Source organism: Candidatus Binatia bacterium, assembly GCA_036504975.1.
Classification (GTDB): domain Bacteria; phylum Desulfobacterota; class Binatia; order UBA9968; family UBA9968; genus JAJPJQ01.
Genome location: DASXUF010000149.1, coordinates 21561 through 38009, shown reverse-complemented (window position 1 = coordinate 38009; position 16449 = coordinate 21561). Strand labels below are relative to the sequence as shown.

Here is a 16449-nt window from a genome sequence, read left to right as displayed (position 1 = left end):
GTTCATTGTGACGTCGACCGGCCATCTGATATTCAGCCGCTCGCAAAAGATCCGCGCCAGCTTTTCCACCAAAATATCCCAATCGTAGGACGCCGCGCGCCGGCGCCGGCGTTCGCTTTCGAACGATGATGGCGAAGCGAGTGCGCGCGCGATCCCGGCAAGCCACTCCTCTTCGCTTCGCGCCAAGGTGACGATGTCGGAATGATCGAGGACGCTCGCAATGGGTGAAGCGACGGTCGGACGTCCGGCGGCAAGGTACTCGTGCAGTTTCAACGGATAGATGCAGTTCGTGTAGTCGTTGACCTCATAGCACATCAGACACACATCCATGTGCTGCACATAAGCCGCGAGCTGGTTGACCGGTTTGTAGCCGAGGAAATGGACGTTGGGCAACGCCCGCAGTTCCGCAAGGACGGCTTCCTTGCCGGAGACGTTGCCGACCGGTCCAACCAGCACGAACGACCAACCCGGACGCGCGCGTGCGAGCCGCACCAGCAGGCCGAGATCGAGCTGCCGCTTTATTACACCCGCGTACCCTATCCGGGGGGCGGGCACCGCGGCAAGATCCGGCGGCTCTGCTTGCTTGGTTGCAAACGCCGGGTAGTCCACGCCGTTCGGGATTAATGCGGTGTGGGGATTGATGTCTCCTTTCTTCTTCAGCAGACCCTGCGAGTGCACGATGACTTGGTCGACCGAACGCAGCAGTTCGATCTCCTGGGGATCGTTGGGCCGTGCCACGTCGGCGAAGGAGTACTCATCATCGATGTGGTAGCAGCTTGCGTCGTGTGGGATGAGCTCGAGCGCTTCGGCGAATTCGGGTCGCCAGAGATAGAGCGCGAGACGTTTTGTTTCGCGTCGCGCGAGATATGCCCGGGCGTCCTTTAATGTTTGCGCCAGCGTCGCGCGGCGCAGCCACCGAGGACGATGAAACCTGGGTCGCATCCTTCCCGGCGTCATTACAGTGAAGCCCGGCAACACTTCACGAAATTCCTCGCGTTGCAGATGGCTTCCTCCCTTCGGGTGCCAATACTCACGCCATCCGCGGGCCGGGTTTATCCAGACGACGTCAAAGTAACGTGCCAGGCGCGTCAATACCTGATGACGGGGCATCCATACGGAATCCCAATTCTCGGGCACGAGGGCGATCACGCCCACCTGTAGCGCTGAAGGGCGAAATAACCCTGCGAATTGAACGCCGTCTGGCGGCGAAGGGATGGGAATTTCCTTTGAAAGGCCAGCCACTGGAGATTCAGACTGGCCCAGACCTAGTTGCCGAACCCTTCGAGAACCCCAACAATCTAACCAGAGGGTCTGAGCACGGCTGACAGTCGAAGAGGATAGTCGAATTTAAGCGCTACGTCAATTTTAAAGTCACCGGCCGGGGGTCCGACGGAGTACATGACCGGAGCAGTCTCCTCAGCGCCCCCGTGTGAGTTCCCGGTTGACGTCTTCCGCCAGTGATAGATCCGCTACCGCCGTGCGCACTCCCGACCACGAATCGAGTCTTCTCTGTTCAATTAACTGGTAGGAACGCCCCAGCAGGCATCCTTCGGATCTCTATGGAACTTCAACTGTAAGATCTGTTCCCTAACCACAGTTTCGACGTTACCTCCCGGTACCAACTCAACAGGGTTGCCTCGAAGCGCGGAGTTGAAGAAACGGCATACATTCACTTGCTGGTGCATTCCCGCTTTCGTGAACATCTCATGCCTGCCCGTCGCCTTCCCATCACCCGATTTGGCTGTTCCTAGGCCGGTAACCTCCACGTAACGGACGTTCGCTGCGAGCTGCTTTCCGGGGTTGACTCCTAGTGGCAGCATGCCCTCCGGTCGTTGATCAGTGGAATCCGCGAGCACGTCATCATCGCGGTTTACCGTTACGTAAACTTTTTCCCTCTGCGCAATCGTGGTGAGCCATGATTCATGGGTCTCGTTGTTGGCGTCCGCTCCGGTGAGCACGACGTTCGAGAAAATGGGACCCGGCCCGACGGGCCACTGATGGTTTCGAACCAATGTCTCCAGGACTATGGTGCCCATGCTGTGCGCCAGCAGGACCAGGCGTTTGTCGCCGTGCTTGTGGGACCGATAGGCGGCCACAGCCGTCAACACCTTGTGCAAGCTCTCCGCGGCCCCCGGCATCTTTGACAACGGCCGCGACCGGTCCTTCCAGAGTGGGACGAATAGGATCTTGCTCGGCGCTGAGTCCCAGTTGAACATCAATACACGAACGCCGTAGTCCCGCTCCAGCTTGTGCACGGCATTGCCTTCTACAAAAAACCCGCCCTCAAGACTTTTCTTCGGCTCGAAGCCTCGACCATGAACGAAGAGGAGAACCGGCGCCCCCGCGGAAAACAGCTTGTCCAGAGCCGCAGGTACGTCGGTAATGCGAAAAGGAGCCTTGTCGCTCGTGTAGAGCGGCGTAGATGCATTATATTCCATGGCGGCACCTCTCCACGCTCCGCAAGCAAGAAATAGGCTCATCAACCCCGTGACGCACGCGCACTTAGAAAGATTCAAGTACGACATCCTTACCGACTCTTACTTCTTTGCCTCGCCCAGATGGCTATGTAGCTTCCCGCCGGCTCCATGAGAGTCCACTGGACGGTTTCACGGTTCAAGATCGGAGAAATGCTGTACGCCTCCCGAAAGACCTGCGGCATGCCGCCTTGCGGAAGCCCCTGCTTGAGTCTTTCCCGCAACGAGGTTTGGAGAATCTCGCAGCGCTTGAAGGACGTGCGTTCGAGTGGATAGTCGTCCCATGTCTTGCCCGGAGCGGGCTCGTCAACCCGTTTTCGATTCTGCTTCTTGAATCCGCTCTCCTCCGAGAAGTGGTTGCCCTGCGTGATGAACGGGTTGCCGCCCAGCTCCCTGATGGCCGGGAGGCGCTCATCGCCGAACTCGATGATTGCGCCCTGGCCAGGCTCTATCCCGCACAGGGAAATAAAAACCGGCGAGCTAGGTTCCCAGCTCCTGATCGCGGCGAAAGCCTGCTTGTAGTCTTTGATCTTTTCATTGCAAAGTAGCTCTCGCACAAGAAAAGTCGGGTCGGGACGCCAGTGCGCGCTCCATGTTTTCCATGGCGCGTAGTTGATTGCGATTGAAAACGCTCTCGGCTTGAGCCCCGTCAGCACGCCGATCATTCCCGTGATACCGGCGGACTGGAACACGATTTTTCCTTCGACGGTGAAATCAAACCGCTTCGTCGCCTCGGCGATCGCTGGCACGAAACCCACGTCGCTTTCTCCGGGCTCCTCACCCCAATCGAGACTGCGCAAGTGCCAGAGCTTGTCGCCATCCGAAACGATTGCCGCAGTGCAACCGGCATGCGCCCACGTGTATGCCCGCTGAAGGAACGCGAGCGCCGAAGGGGAAAACGACAATCTCTCGGCGATGTCATCACTCTCCTCGATGAAGCGGCCCGCTCGCCGATACGCGAGGTGATAAATCGCCCATGCCGGCAACGTCCACCACGACCCGAGGAGCGAATTCATTTCGGCGTACCGGGTGGCGGCGTTGAGCACGTTCCGAACAGCTCCATTATCAGCTTCGAGCACCTCGCGCCAATCCGCCCGGGTTTGTGGAGACGCAGACTTCAGCTGGACAATCCGCGCCTCGGTGACGGGCTCCATCATCATCTCATTCCTCCCTCCTTTCTGGGACAGAGCGGCAGCTGCACCGGCTGGAGGATGAAGCTCGAAAGATTCTTATTCGACAGCCGCTCATCGCCCGGACGGGGATTGCCGCAGCACCTCTTCGACGAGCGACACGTCCGCCACCTGCGCGATATCTACGTCCTCTTTGATGTTCCCGGCTTCTCTTTCGAGCGCGATCAGCCGCTTGACCGCCTCGGGCTGGATGCGCGCGTCCTTGCTGAAGAACGACGCGGAGAAGTCATAGGATTTTTGCGCGATCTCTTTATCCATCTTGAATATCCGTGTAATCATTTCGATGCTTTCCTGCCTGCGCTCGCGAATGAAGCGGAGCGCTTCGATCTCGGCGCGAATAACCTTCTTGATCTGCTCTCTCTGAGTTTTGATCTTGTCAAGGCTCACCGTCGGGCCGACGAACGGGAACTGGACGACATCGGAGGCCTTGACCAGGATTTTGAAGCCGTGCCTTTCGGCTTCGAAAGGCCAGGGAGGGGTGATCGCCGCGCCGGCGATTCTACCGGCTATCATCGCGTCGAGCAGGAGCTTTTCTTCGCCTATGGTAAGCAGGCCCACGTCCTTCAGCGGAACGAGCCCGTAGTGCTGCAGGATAAGTTTGGTGACCTGGTAATTCGTTCCGCCCGGATCGGTTACGCCCAATAATTTTCCTTTGAGGTCATGGACGCTCTTCTCTTTGCTCACCAGGGCAAAGAACGGAGCGACGGTACTCGAAGCGACCGCGCGTACCGGCAAGCCGCGCATCGCCGCGCGCAGGGTCGAACCGATGTTCATCGAATAATCGACCTGGTTCGTCGCCAGCGCCGTGATCGCGATCCGGGGCGCGACCTGAACCAGCTCGACTTCCAGCCCCTGCCTGGAGTAAAAGTTCATCTCTTTGGCGACAAAGGCGCTGAAGAAAGGCAAGCCGCGGCTCGCGTAGACGATCTTGATTTTTTCCACGCTCTGCGTGAAGCCGCGCGCGGGAACCAGGATGACTGCGAGAAGCAGTATCCAGGCGAAGCGTGATCGATAGTTAGCCATGGTTTTCTCCTGAAAGATTATTGTTTCACGAAGCTCCAATCGAAAGCCTGAGAAGGATCCGGAGCGCGGTCGAGCTTGAGCTCTCTCTGCACTTCCTCCATCGTGACGCGGAGCGCTTCCGCGCCGGGAGTTCCGCTCGGCGACCAGGTCGCGACGGCCATGTCGTAGCTTCCCTGCGCCAGCGGCAATTCCATCGCCGTCCACTTGGCGATCGAGTTGACGGTTTCTTCCCGCTTGCTCTTGGCGAACTGCGTTGCGCGGAGGGTCGCGCGAACGAGCCGGCGGATTTCTCCTCCCTGTTTTTGGATACGTTCGATGGTGGTTCCAAAGCCCGCGATCGGGGAGGGGACGATATCGCCGACGAACAGTATTTTGGAAAATCCTTCCTGCTCCAGCATGACATTGTAGGGCGCTTCGATGAGAGTGGCGTCGATCGCGCCGGACTTAAGCGCCGCCAAGCGGTTGAGGCCGCCGCCGACGGCAAGAATCTTCACGTCCTGTCCCGGCGTCAGCTTGTACTTATTCAGAACCGCGCGCGCCATGGTGTCGCTGCTGGCGCCGAACGAAGAAATGCCGAGGATTTTTCCTTTGAGCTTGTCCATTGAGGTAATTCCCGGCTTGGCGATCAGGGCGAAGTGAGGCTTCTCGCAGATCGTCAGAACGACGCGGAGCGGAATTCCCCGGAGCGCCGCGCGGATCGTCGAGCCGAGCGCAGTCGTATAGGCCACGTCGCCCGAAACCACCGCCTGGAGCGCGAGCCGGGGGTTCATGATGACAAAGTCCACATCCAGCCCCTCGTCCTTGAAAAATCCCTTCTCCTTGGCCAGCGCCGCCGGAAACCAGGTGAGGGACTTGGACGGCGCCGAGACGAGAATTTTGCCGGCATCGGCGAACGAAGGCGCGGGATTGAGAGCGATCCATGCCAGAGCCAGATACAATGCGAGATGTCGGGCGGTGTTCATATGGACAGAGCCTCTTCTGCATCGATTGGCACACCGAAGTCAAGGCTCCACTCTAGGGATGGACTGTATAAACGACCTATGTTAAATGGTAGTCGCGAAGAATTCGGATGTTTGCAGGTTCCTGAGCTTAGCTGATAAGGGAGGGAACAAGAATGTCCATCATAACCATAACCCGGGGAGCGTTTAGCGGCGGCCCGGAGCTGGCGGAGAGGGTCGCCTCTCAGTTGGACTACCGCTGCGTCAGCCGCGAAGTCTTGATGCAGGCGAGCGAGCGCTACGGCATACCGGAAGCGAAGTTCACCGAGATATTGGATACGGCGCCGCGCTGGTGGGAGCGATGGCAGGAGGGGCTGCGGCTCTATCGCATCGTGCTTCAAGCCGCCATGTGCGAGGTCGCGCAGGGAGGCAATCTCGTTTATCACGGCCACGCGGGCCAGGATCTTTTCCCCGGCATCCGTCACGTGCTGAAAGTTTATCTCACCGCGCCGATGAGCTATCGGGTGGAACAGGTGCGCTCCAGGGAAGGAATGAGCGAAACCGCTGCGACGCACTATATCGAGCAAGTGGACAAGGCGCGGACGCGGCGGCTGCAGGCGCTATTCGGCGGCGACTGGCGCGATCCGAGCCGCTACGATCTCGTACTCAACGTCGGCCAGATGAGTCTGGAGAGCGCGTCGCACCTGATCGTCGAGGCGGTGCGCCGCCCGGAATATCAGCCGACGCCGGAGTCCGAACACGCCTTTCAAGATCTGACCATCGCCGCGAGGGTTCAGGCGGCGCTGATCGTTTCGCCGAAGACGCGCAATCTCACCGTCAGCGTCAACGTCGACGGCGGCCGCGTCCGACTGTCGGGCATTCTCGCCAACCTCGACTTGGAGCGCGAGATCGTCCAAATCGCCGAGGCGGTTCCCGGCGTCGCCAAAGTGGAGACGGAATTCGAATCTCCCCCGATCGAGTACATGTACCCCTAAGACAAGGCTGAAGGCGGAAGGCGAAAGGATGAATTTTCATCCTTCATCCTTACCTACTTGTATGGGTGCCACGCCTAGGCCCGGTTCTTCCGAAAGAGAAACGGCCCCGTCTCTTACCGACAATCCTTGAAACGGGTCGTTGTCGATGGTTTCGAATTCGCCCAGCTCACACAGTGGAGAAATGCTGGCGCAGCTGGCGGCGAGATGCAGCGCCGCCGCGTCGCCGACCATGCTGCCTGCCGTGTTGCTGAGATGACAGGCGATGCCGCCGAGCGCGCACAATTCGGCGATCCGGCGGGCCTCCGAGAATCCCCCCGCCTTTTGAATGCTCGTGTTGATCGAATCAACCGCGCCTTGCTTGATCAGACGGTACGCCTCGGCGACCGAGTTGGCTGACTGATCGCCTTCGATCTGAATGGGGGACTTCAGCTTGATTTCTTTCAGCGCCTGGATCTGAGCGCGCGGCACGGGCTGCTCCAGGATGGCGACGTTGAAGTCGGCGAGCTTCCCGGCCATCCGCAGCGCCGACTTCGTGTCGTAAGCCTCGTTGGCGTCGACTTTAATGAAGATCTCTCCTCTGACCGCCTCGCGCACCTTGGCCACGCGCGCCGTATCCAGTTTGACGTTGCCGTTGATTTTGAGCTTGAGAGCGGTGAATCCTAGGGCCACGAGTTGACGCGCATCCTCGGCCATCGCCTCGGGCTCGGCCAACCCCACGAATCTTATGATTCGCACCTCCGCCTTGACCGCTCCGCCGAGAAGAAGACAAAGGGGGACTTTAAGCTGTCTCGCCAAGAGATCGTGTAGCGCCGTGTCGACCGCGGATTTCACCCGAGGGTTGCCGATCATGAGGCGATCGATCTCGCCCTTTATTTTTCCGATATCGGCGATGTCTCGTCCCTCGACCGCGGGCGCGATGATTTTTTCAACCGCATAGAGCGCCGAGCCGGTGGTTTCACCCGTGCGCGGAAAGAGATCCGCATAGCCGAAACCGGTAAGGCCGTCTTCCGAGACCGCTTCGACCAGAATTCCCTGCGCTTTGGAGAAGCGGTTGGTCGCGGTGATCAAAGGCTTCCGATAGGGAAGCTCGAGAATCCGCGTCTTCAGTTTTGCGATCTTCGTCGCCGTTACTCCTTCTTGACCGCGCCGAGGCCCGGCCGGTATTTCTTTTCGGAGAATTGCTTGATGCCGCGGTCGAGCCATCCGCCCTTTTGCAGGTAGGTCGCCTCGTTGCTCTTCGCTTGGGCCCAGTACCAGGTCTCCTCGTCGTTCAGTTGTCGTCCGATACGCAAGACCTCTTTGGTCTCTCTCAAGGCCAGCGGGTCTTTTTCGATTAGTTTCGCCGCTAGGGCGAGCGTTTGCTCTTCGAGTTTCGCCTTCGGCAGCGCGAAATTGACGAGGCCGATCTCGGCCGCCCGCCGGCCGTCGAAAGGCTCGCCGGTCAGAGAATAGTACATTACCTCGCGCCAGCGGAGAAGATCCATGATGGCCCGGGGCACGAGCCCTCCGGGAAAATGTCCAAAATTGATTTCCGAAAGGCCGAACTTTGCATCGTCGGCGGCGATGGCAAGATCGCAATTGGCGACGACGGCGAAGGCGCCGCCGAAACACCAGCCGTTGACCGAAGCGATGGTCGGCTTGGAAAAAAGCTTCAGCATCCTGCCGCGCCACTCATAGGAGATCTTCCTTATGCGCTCGGTTTCGCGGGGATTGTCCTTGAGTTCGTAAAAGTATTCCTTCAAATCTTCCCCGGCGCAGAAACTGTCTCCCTTGCCGGTAATGATGAGGACGCGCGTGTCCGCGTCCTGGTCCAGCTCGGCCAGCGCGTTGTGCATTTCCCGGTGCAGGGCGGGGTTCATGGCGTTCTTCTTCTCCGGACGATTGAACGTCAGCCAGGTGATGCCGCCGTCCCGCTTCACTTCGATCGTTTTATAATCCATTCCTATCCTCCTATTGGTTTTTCAGCGTGGCGAGAACGTCCACCGCGACGGCTCCTCGGCCCGCCGTCAGGACCATAACGGGATTGAGATCGACCGCGGCCAAGAGGTCTTCAAAATCCAGCGCGGCCATGCCCAAGGCGACGAGAATGTCCGCCAGGGCGGAGACGTCGCACGCGGGCCGCCCGCGCGCGCCCATCAAAATGGCGTTGCCTTTCAGTTCTCGGACCATCGCTTCGGCTTCTTCATGCGAAAGGGGTGGAATCCGAATGCTGGTATCGTTGAGGATTTCGGTGTAAATGCCCCCAAGGCCGACGAGGACGGCGGGACCGAGAAGCGGGTCTTGAAAGATTCCCGCCACAACTTCCGTTCCGCCCGGGACCATCGATTGGACCCATACACCCTCGATCTCCACGTTCATCCGTTGCATTGACCCGTGAAGTTTACGGTAGGCGCCGGACAGCTCTTCCGGAGACCCGATCCCGAGCGCGACGGCGCCCGACTCTGTCTTGTGCGGCAAATCGGGCGATAGGATTTTCAACGCCACGGGGTATCCGATGCCCGATGCGACCTCGATCGCTTGCTGCTCGGAGCGCGCGATGCCGTCCGGCGCGAAGCGGATTCCATACGCCTTAAACAGAGCTTTCGCCTGAGCATGCGGCAAAACTTTGTTGCCTTCCCGGCGTAAGCGCAAAAAATCCATTTTCAGCGCCGGGGTCTCCGATGGAGACTTCGGTCGAAGCAAAGCCCTGGCCGGCCGAAGCCGATCCACGTAGTTCAAATAGTTCTTAATCACGCCGAGGCTTTTCCCGTACTCAAGCAAAAAGGGCGCGGACAGCCGCGAGAACAACTTGAACCACTCTTCGTTCAACTGCTCGCTGGCGCGCGTAAGAAAAATAGCCATCTTGCCCGCCGACCGGATCGCCGCGGCGGCGCCTTCATACATTTCGATGAACGACGGGCCGGGCGTTTTCGGCAAATTCAAACGACAGGCCACGATCCCGAACGCCGGATCTTCGGCAAAGCGCCTCACGGCCTCTTTAAAGGACTCCGGCTGCGCGCTCCAGAGATCCTCCACGTCCAAAGGATTGGCGAGCGTAAGAGGTTTTTCCATCGCCGCGGAAATCGCCGCCTGAGTTTTTTGAGAAGGCTCGGGTAGATCCAAGCCGATCCGTTCGCACAAGTCGGTGAGCAGGCTGCAGTCGCCGCCGGAGATCGTGATCAGGCCGAGTCCTCCCACTTCGATCGCGGCGGATTTTCCGGCAAACTCGGATAAGAATACGCAGTTCTCGATCAACTCATCCAGCGTCTCGACTAAGATCGCCCCTTTTTGCCGCGCGAACGCGGCCCAGGCCCTGCTCGGCGTGCCGAGCCTTCCGGTATGGGCCTGAACAGCCCGCACGGTTTTGGAAGATCTGCCGAGCCTTAGAACGACGACGGGCTTGCGGCATTCGAGCGCGCGATCTAATAGTCGAGCAAACTCTTTTCGATCTCCGAGATACTCGAGAACGAGGGCGATCACACGCGTGTCTTCGTCCTCGACCGCAGCGCGCAGACAATCCAGCATGCCGATCGTAATCTCGTTTCCCGGCGCCCACCCGTGCCGGATTCCTACACCGCGCTCGGCGCACTGGTGCAGAAAGAGATTCAGCATGCCGCTGCTGTGGAAAATCGCCGTCACGTTTCCTTGCCGAAGATTGTCCGGCAATGGGCTGCACCACGGCATCAGATTCTTTGCTGGCGAGACAAAGCCCATGCTGTTCGGCCCCATGATCTCGATAGCGGCGCCAAGCCGCCGAGTCTCTTCCTGAAGCTCTTTTCCTCTTGCGTCTCTCTCGGCGAATCCCGAAGCGACGACCAGCGCGGCGGGAATTTTCTTCTCGACACAGCTTCGCAAAGCCTCCGGCACGCGCTCGCGCGCGACGAGCAGCACCGCCAGATCGATCGGCGCCGGAACGGCGGAAAGACTTGGGCGGCAGGTCCGGCCGAGAACTTCCTTCCGTCTGGGATTGATCAAGTAAAGATCGCCGTCGGGAAAGCCGAAGGCCGCGAGGTTCCGCAAAAGCGAAACCGAGAATAAATTGTTCTCCGAGGCGCCGACCACGGCGAGCTTGCGCGCCTCCAGGAAAGCGTCGATGCCACGCTTCTTCATCAGGCGAGCCGCGCCCTCCCGGCGGTGATTCCGCCGTCCACGACGAAGACGCCGCCGGTAATCTGCCGGGCGCTCGGAGAAGCGAGAAAGAATGCCATCTCGGCCACGTCTTCGGGCTCGCCGACTCTGCCGAGAGGAATCTGTTTCGGCAGGCTTTTGAGCTTTTGCGGCGGGATCATCGAAGTCTTCGTCGCTCCCGGACAGATGCAGTTCACGCGCACCTGCCGCGAAGCCGTCTCCAGGGCCAACACCTTGGTCATCATGATTGTTGATGCTTTTGATGCGCAGTAAGCCGCGCCGCCGGCGTATCCGGCCAAGCCGCCGATCGAAGCGACATTGATGATGCAGCCGCGCGCCTTTTGCAAATAGGGCAGAGCGTACTTGCTGCAGAGAAACGGCCCGCGCGCGTTCACCGACATGACTTCATCCCACAGCTTCGAGGATGCGCTTTCAAGCGGCGCGAGCTTTTGAACCCCGGCGTTGTTGCAAAGGACATCGAGTCTTCCCCACGCGGCGATCGTTCGGCGAATCAGCTCTCGGACCGCTTTCTCCTTCCTCACATCCGCTTTCACGTAAACGGCGCCGTCGCGGCTGATAGCTTCGGCGACCTTCTTTCCCTTGCCCGCGTTCTTCGCGCTCATGACGACATTGTATCCGGAACGGGCAAAACGCCGGCAGATGGCAAGGCCGATTCCGGAATCGCCGCCGGTAACGAGGATAACGGGGTTGTTGTCCATGGGCAAAGGACGGAACCGCCGCCTTATTGCACGGCCAATGCGTAAACGATCGGAAAGCGGAGCGGGATCTTCTCCCAATGATCGCCTCTGTCTGAGCTGTGAAAAATTTCCCCTTCTTCCAGCTTGATGAAGCGCGCGCCTTCCCCGCCGGTCCCGATAAAGACGTGATCGGGCTCTTCCGGAGCGAACTCGATGCACTCCACCATGCTTTCGAACGGGCTCGGCAGGCCGCGCTCGAGTTGTTCCCAGCTTGCGCCGCGATTGGTGCTTCGCATCAAGGCGCCGTTGGCCTTGGTCGGCCGCTTGAGCCAGAACGGCGGCGGCTCCTCGGCCACGCCGATGTAGAGCGTCTTCGAATCTTTGGGGTGAACTCGAACCGGAACCGAATAGGTCCGCTTGAGCGAGTCCGTGATCGATTCCCAGGAGTTGCCGCCGTCGGGCGAGCGATAGAGCGGCCGTCCTTTCGGCGGCGGCGTCGGGTCGGGAAAATTTTCTCCGCCGCCGGTCGCGGCGTAAATGACCTTCGGGTCGGAAGGATCGAAAGTGACGGAATGAACGTCCATGTCGATCGGATAGCGCACGTCCCGCCACGATTCTCCGCCGTCGTCGCTCAGAAGAACCCCGCCCACCTGGCCGGCGAGACAGAGCTTGTTGGAATTTTTCGGATCGACGGCGATGCTGCGAAGATGCGGCTGGATCGACGGCACCGGATAGGTCCACTTGCGCTCGTCGGCGAGCTTCCGCACGCCCCCAAGCTCTTTCCAGCTCTTTCCTTCATCTTCGCTCTTCCAAAGCGCGGCCGGCTCCGTGCCGACGTAGAGGACCTTAGGGTTCGAGGGATCGAGCGCCAGGGCGCGAACCTTGTCCGAGACCACGCCTTCTCCGAGTCTCTGCCAGCGCTTCCCGGCGTCGTCGCTGCGGTAGAGGCCGCCGCCACGAACTCCGGCGTAGACCATCTCGCGCCGGTTCGGCCGGACTCCGAGACAGTTGACCTCGGCGCCCACCAGATCCTTGCCCTCGATTTTCCAGCCGCCGTTACGCGCAACTCTGAAGATACCGTCGAGCGTGCCGACAAAAATTCTCTCCATGGCTTTTCCTCCTTTTACCGGGACTTTTTCGACGCTGCGATGGCGCGCTCGGCGATGTCGTCATAGATGTAACGAAAAGTGTTGATGCTTTCGGATACGACGCTGAGCGCCGCGCGCGCTTGTTCATCGGTCTCGGCGTATTTGACTAGGATGCGGATCGTCTCGTCGGCGTGCCCGCCCTCGTCGGGGTCCGCCGCGTCGGCCGCCTCCCAGTGGACCAGATACTTGGATTCCAATCTCAGCGGCGCCCATTTTTTCCGCGAGTTGAGAGGCTTCTCTCCGTAGCGCGCGGCCAACTCACCGTGGTTGGTCAATTCGAGCGCGCCGATGGCGGCGAACCCTTCGAGCCACGGCCGCGTGCGGCTCAAGTTGTCCCAGTAATGGACGCCGAGCCGCATGGGTATGCTGGGAACGTGGTTGAGGACCTCTTCGCGCGAGAGGCCCAGCCCTTCGCCGAAAGTGACCATGCTGCCGTGGTGCGTGTCGTGGATCGTCGGATCGTCCACCTCCTCGACGTAAATGTTGCCGATCATATAGGAGCGCGGCTCGAGGTGAGGGCAATTCGCGATCACGTTGCCGAACCAGCGGGGGAAGTGGGCGGCGAAGTAGGTGTGCTCGCGCGTGAAGATTCTCGCGCCTTCGACGCTCAAATGATGATTGACGAACTCCACGATCTTGGGCGACCTCTCCCACCACGCGCCCGCGATGGTCTTAAAGACGTCTTCTTTGGTGATCATTGCATTTCCTTTCACTTCTCGAACGACCGCCCCCATCGTTTCAGCATCTCCGCTTTGTATTCGGGGCTGATGGCGCTCGGGGCGGGAAAATCCTCGATCCAATGGAACGGCCGGCAGGCGTCGATGATGATGCACGAGCCGACCAGATCGTTTTTCGCCTTGGCCTCCGGCGACAGCGTCGGATTGAGCACGCTGGCCGGCACGTCGACAATTTCGGATTGCGTCTTGGGGTCCCAGCGGGACGCGACCGCCCACAGCAGCTCGTTGACGTTGGTGATATCGATGTCGTCGTCGACGACGATCACCATTCTGACGTCGCGCCCGCCGTCCCTCGTCGCCAGGACGGCGTGGCCGGCCTGTTTCGCGTGACCGGAGTAGCGTTGCCTGACCGCGACCGCGACCACGAACCGACCCTGGCGCGGAAACCAGATTCCCTGAACGTCGGGAATTCCGGCGCGGTCCATCGACGACCAGATGTTGGCGGCGCGAATGTACATGTAAAGGTCGCTGTTGAGATACGTTTTCAGCGGCGGATCTCCGGTAATAATCGGATCGTTTCGGTGATAGATCGCCTGGACGTTCACGATCGGTCCCGCGATCGCCCCCGACGCGTAATATCCTGGCCATTCGCCGAATGGACCTTCGAGGCGCGCAGATGTTTCAGGCGGCGGCGCCGACCCTTCGAGCACGATCTCGGCATAGGCGGGCATCGGCAATCCGTAAAGCTCCGACTTCACGACCGTAACGGGCGTTCCCAGCAGGCCGCCGAGGAATTCATACTCGCTCATCCCCCAGGGAATGCCGACGGCGCTGGCGGCGATCATCGATGGCGGCACGCCGCAGGCGACGAGAAAAGGGCAAGGCATGCCCCGGCGCCAATATTTTTCGGCGATGAGGCGCCCGTGTTTTCCCGGAATGATGAAAAGTCCGGCGGTCTTCTCGTCGTGAACCTGAACGCGGTAGGTGCCGATGTTTACGTAGCCCGTATCCGGGTCCTGGCAGATCACCGCGTCGAACGTGCCGATGTAGCGCCCGCCGTCTTGGGCGTGCCAGCGCGGCGCGGGAAATTTGAGAATATTTACGTCGGCGCCGCGTGCCACGTTCTCCAAGGCGGGCGCGTCGTTTACGAACTTCGGCGCAATCGGCGTGAACTCCGCCAGCCGGCGCTTGACCTCCTTGACCAATTCCACGCCGCGGATTTCCGGTGCCATGCCCAGAGCCAAAGGGTGTCTCGAAGTCGCATGGCAGATGTTGCTGAGGACGCGGAATCCGCGCGGGTAGCCGGGGATCTCATCGAAGAGCAATGCCGGCGACGCGTCGGCGCCGGCGAAGATTTCCGTCAGCGCGCCGATCTCCAAATCCCACTCTGCGCCTTTAATTTCTTTGAGCTCTCCGGCACGCCTACTCTGCTCGATAAAGGCCCGAAGGTCGGTCGCGGTCTTGACGGCGTGGGGATCGTTTTCCACTTTCAGTTCCTCACCGGGACGGCGCCGCTCGCAGCGCCCTGGCTTCGGCCAGGACCGTATTGTCGACGACGCCTTTGAAAAGTTTGTCGCGCTCGTCGGCGGAGGAGACGCCGATCCGCTCGAAAACGATAGAGAGCGTGCGCGGCTCCGTCTGTGCCGTTTTGCTCAGATATTTTTCCTTGTACTGTCTGTAATCCGCGTCGAGCAGCTTTTCATCTTGGACTCCGGTAAATCGCGCCAGGGCTTTCTTGCCGATCTGCGGATTTTTGAGAAAGAGTTCCAGGCCGTCGAGATAGGCCGCCAAAAATCTCCCGGCGAGGTCTTTTTTGTCGCGCAGAAAGTCCCGGGTCGTTAGAGTGACCGCCTGCGGAAAGGGCACGTCCAACGCGCCGAGATCGAGCAGCTCGCGAAATCCCAGCTCCTTGCCTCTGAAAGCGTAGACCGAGAGCAGCATGGCGCCGTCGAGCTTTCCCGCGGTGAGGCCGGCCATGATCTCCGGCATTCCGCCCGCCTGCACGAGCGTAATGTTGTCGCGCTTGGGATCGAGCCCGACGTACTGGAGCCCGTAGCGAAGGGCGATGTCGAGGCTGCCGCCGAAGCGGGAGACGCCGAGCACTTTGCCGCGGAGATCCTGCGGCGTCTTGATCTCGGGCTTGGTGAAAAGAGAGAACGTGAACTTGTCCACGGGTGTGGCGACAATGGCCAGATTCTTCGCGCCCTGGTGATAGGCGCGAATGGCGGCTTCGCCGCTAAGCGTAGCGACGTCGACTTCGCGAGTTAAAACCGCCGGCAAAACGACGGCCGAGGAGGCGATGTAGATGTGAATCAAGTCGATGCCGCGCCGCGCGAACAGTTTCTCTTCGATCGCCGTGAAGTAACCGGCGCTCGAAGCGCTGAACGAGGAGAAGGCGAGGCGGAGCGTTTCCGCTTGCACGGGTTTGACGGCGCCGGACAGAAACGACGCGATGAAAAAAAGCCTCAACAGGGTTTTCCGTTTCAGCATACGAGTCACGGTTTATTCTCACCCATGGCCGCGCGAAATCCGCGACCGGAAAAGAGCGCGCGAAGAGCGCCGCCCAGCGCCGGGGCGCGCGTCTGTTTTTTCTTGACTTCTCGTAACACTGCCGGTATGCAAAGTCAAAGTTTGCTTTCGCTGAAAAATTTCTGAGTTCTCCCTGGAGGTGATTCATGTGGATTCCGCAAGTGCCGGGTGAATGGAAATCGAGCCAGGAGCGGGCCGTGACCGCGAGAGCGCCCGAAGCGCTCGAGCTTTACCATCAGATTATCGAATCGAAAAAGAAGTCGCGCATCATGATGCACAGCAACGAGCTGCAATGGAAAACGATCGAGGGCGGCGTGCGCGTCGCCAACTTGATCGACTTCCGCATGGGGTTCCAGAACACGCTCGCCAACATCGCGATCTCCGAGATAGCGGCGGGCGCGCAGGCGAGCGAGGGCCATACGCACGGCGAAGCCTACATCTATTGGCTGGAGGGGGAAGGTTACAGCATTATCGGCGATCAAAAATACAACTGGGGACCCGGGGACGCGCAGTACGTTCCACCGGAGACCTTTCACCAGCACTTCGTCACTTCGGACAAGCCCGCGCGGTATCTCCGCGTCATTCCATCGCCGCTCTTGATGAACCTGCTCGCCATCATGGCCTCGGTCATGCCGTATCTCAAGCCCGAGGCGCAAAAGTAGGGGTCGGC

The 16449-nt window shown here is 59.9% G+C and carries 15 protein-coding genes; 2 read left to right on the top strand and 13 right to left on the bottom strand.

What is annotated here, in order from left to right; genetic code table 11:
• From VGL70_19095 to VGL70_19075, 5 genes are all read right to left on the bottom strand, one after another.
• On the bottom strand, window positions 1-1155 hold a 1155-nt coding region (locus VGL70_19095), incomplete at its 3' end, for a glycosyltransferase (protein ID HEY3305637.1).
• A gap of 362 nt (window positions 1156-1517) precedes the next feature.
• Window positions 1518-2438, bottom strand: coding sequence for an alpha/beta hydrolase (locus tag VGL70_19090; GenBank protein ID HEY3305636.1), 921 nt, complete (start codon window positions 2436-2438; stop codon window positions 1518-1520).
• Between the two features lie 89 nt (window positions 2439-2527).
• The gene (locus VGL70_19085) at window positions 2528-3634 is read right to left on the bottom strand and encodes a hypothetical protein (protein HEY3305635.1); all 1107 of its coding nucleotides are present in this window, start codon (window positions 3632-3634) and stop codon (window positions 2528-2530) included.
• Between the two features lie 84 nt (window positions 3635-3718).
• Window positions 3719-4687 carry an ABC transporter substrate-binding protein gene (locus VGL70_19080; protein ID HEY3305634.1) on the bottom strand — a complete coding sequence of 323 codons (969 nt, stop codon included), beginning with the start codon at window positions 4685-4687 and terminating at the stop codon, window positions 3719-3721.
• Between the two features lie 17 nt (window positions 4688-4704).
• Window positions 4705-5649, bottom strand: coding sequence for an ABC transporter substrate-binding protein (locus VGL70_19075; GenBank protein HEY3305633.1), 945 nt, complete (start codon window positions 5647-5649; stop codon window positions 4705-4707).
• Between the two features lie 152 nt (window positions 5650-5801).
• Here VGL70_19075 and VGL70_19070 point away from each other — a divergent pair, with 152 nt between their 5' ends.
• Entirely contained in the window at window positions 5802-6620 is an 819-nt protein-coding gene (locus VGL70_19070; protein HEY3305632.1) for a cytidylate kinase family protein, read from the top strand.
• Between the two features lie 36 nt (window positions 6621-6656).
• Here VGL70_19070 and VGL70_19065 read toward each other — a convergent pair whose 3' ends face one another.
• Genes VGL70_19065 through VGL70_19030 form a run of 8 tightly spaced genes read right to left on the bottom strand, consistent with a single transcriptional unit; the run spans window position 6657 to window position 15740 of the window.
• Entirely contained in the window at window positions 6657-7823 is a 1167-nt protein-coding gene (locus tag VGL70_19065) for an enolase C-terminal domain-like protein (GenBank protein ID HEY3305631.1), read from the bottom strand.
• Window positions 7748-8560, bottom strand: a complete 813-nt coding sequence (locus VGL70_19060) for a p-hydroxycinnamoyl CoA hydratase/lyase (protein HEY3305630.1) — start codon at window positions 8558-8560, stop codon at window positions 7748-7750. Before VGL70_19060 ends, VGL70_19065 begins: the two co-directional genes overlap by 76 nt.
• A gap of 10 nt (window positions 8561-8570) precedes the next feature.
• Complete coding sequence (locus VGL70_19055; protein ID HEY3305629.1) at window positions 8571-10709, bottom strand: acetate--CoA ligase family protein; 2139 nt, start codon at window positions 10707-10709, stop codon at window positions 8571-8573.
• On the bottom strand, window positions 10709-11446 hold the full coding sequence (locus tag VGL70_19050; protein ID HEY3305628.1) for an SDR family oxidoreductase: 738 nt from the start codon (window positions 11444-11446) through the stop codon (window positions 10709-10711). Before VGL70_19050 ends, VGL70_19055 begins: the two co-directional genes overlap by 1 nt.
• A 23-nt stretch (window positions 11447-11469) precedes the next feature.
• On the bottom strand, window positions 11470-12534 hold the full coding sequence (locus VGL70_19045) for a hypothetical protein (GenBank protein ID HEY3305627.1): 1065 nt from the start codon (window positions 12532-12534) through the stop codon (window positions 11470-11472).
• Window positions 12535-12548: 14 nt separating this feature from the next.
• Entirely contained in the window at window positions 12549-13271 is a 723-nt protein-coding gene (locus tag VGL70_19040) for an iron-containing redox enzyme family protein (protein ID HEY3305626.1), read from the bottom strand.
• A gap of 11 nt (window positions 13272-13282) precedes the next feature.
• Complete coding sequence (locus VGL70_19035) at window positions 13283-14737, bottom strand: UbiD family decarboxylase (protein HEY3305625.1); 1455 nt, start codon at window positions 14735-14737, stop codon at window positions 13283-13285.
• 10 nt (window positions 14738-14747) lie between these two features.
• A complete protein-coding gene (locus tag VGL70_19030) occupies window positions 14748-15740 on the bottom strand; it encodes an ABC transporter substrate-binding protein (protein ID HEY3305624.1) in 993 nt (330 codons plus the stop codon).
• Window positions 15741-15925: 185 nt separating this feature from the next.
• Between VGL70_19030 and VGL70_19025 the strand changes: the two genes are divergently transcribed.
• Window positions 15926-16441: a cupin domain-containing protein gene (locus VGL70_19025; GenBank protein HEY3305623.1), complete on the top strand. Its 516-nt coding sequence runs from the start codon at window positions 15926-15928 to the stop codon at window positions 16439-16441.
• Window positions 16442-16449: the final 8 nt, after the last annotated feature.

Bases quoted from the DNA above. Each gene is read 5' to 3' on its own strand.
- VGL70_19090 (HEY3305636.1), bottom strand. From the start codon at position 2,438: ATGGAATATAATGCATCTACGCCGCTCTACACGAGCGACAAGGCTCCT.
- VGL70_19085 (HEY3305635.1), bottom strand. From the start codon at position 3,634: ATGATGATGGAGCCCGTCACCGAGGCGCGGATTGTCCAGCTGAAGTCT.
- VGL70_19080 (HEY3305634.1), bottom strand. From the start codon at position 4,687: ATGGCTAACTATCGATCACGCTTCGCCTGGATACTGCTTCTCGCAGTC.
- VGL70_19075 (HEY3305633.1), bottom strand. From the start codon at position 5,649: ATGAACACCGCCCGACATCTCGCATTGTATCTGGCTCTGGCATGGATC.
- VGL70_19070 (HEY3305632.1), top strand. From the start codon at position 5,802: ATGTCCATCATAACCATAACCCGGGGAGCGTTTAGCGGCGGCCCGGAG.
- VGL70_19065 (HEY3305631.1), bottom strand. From the start codon at position 7,823: ATGGCTCGACCGCGGCATCAAGCAATTCTCCGAAAAGAAATACCGGCC.
- VGL70_19060 (HEY3305630.1), bottom strand. From the start codon at position 8,560: ATGGATTATAAAACGATCGAAGTGAAGCGGGACGGCGGCATCACCTGG.
- VGL70_19055 (HEY3305629.1), bottom strand. From the start codon at position 10,709: ATGAAGAAGCGTGGCATCGACGCTTTCCTGGAGGCGCGCAAGCTCGCC.
- VGL70_19050 (HEY3305628.1), bottom strand. From the start codon at position 11,446: ATGGACAACAACCCCGTTATCCTCGTTACCGGCGGCGATTCCGGAATC.
- VGL70_19045 (HEY3305627.1), bottom strand. From the start codon at position 12,534: ATGGAGAGAATTTTTGTCGGCACGCTCGACGGTATCTTCAGAGTTGCG.
- VGL70_19040 (HEY3305626.1), bottom strand. From the start codon at position 13,271: ATGATCACCAAAGAAGACGTCTTTAAGACCATCGCGGGCGCGTGGTGG.
- VGL70_19030 (HEY3305624.1), bottom strand. From the start codon at position 15,740: ATGCTGAAACGGAAAACCCTGTTGAGGCTTTTTTTCATCGCGTCGTTT.
- VGL70_19025 (HEY3305623.1), top strand. From the start codon at position 15,926: ATGTGGATTCCGCAAGTGCCGGGTGAATGGAAATCGAGCCAGGAGCGG.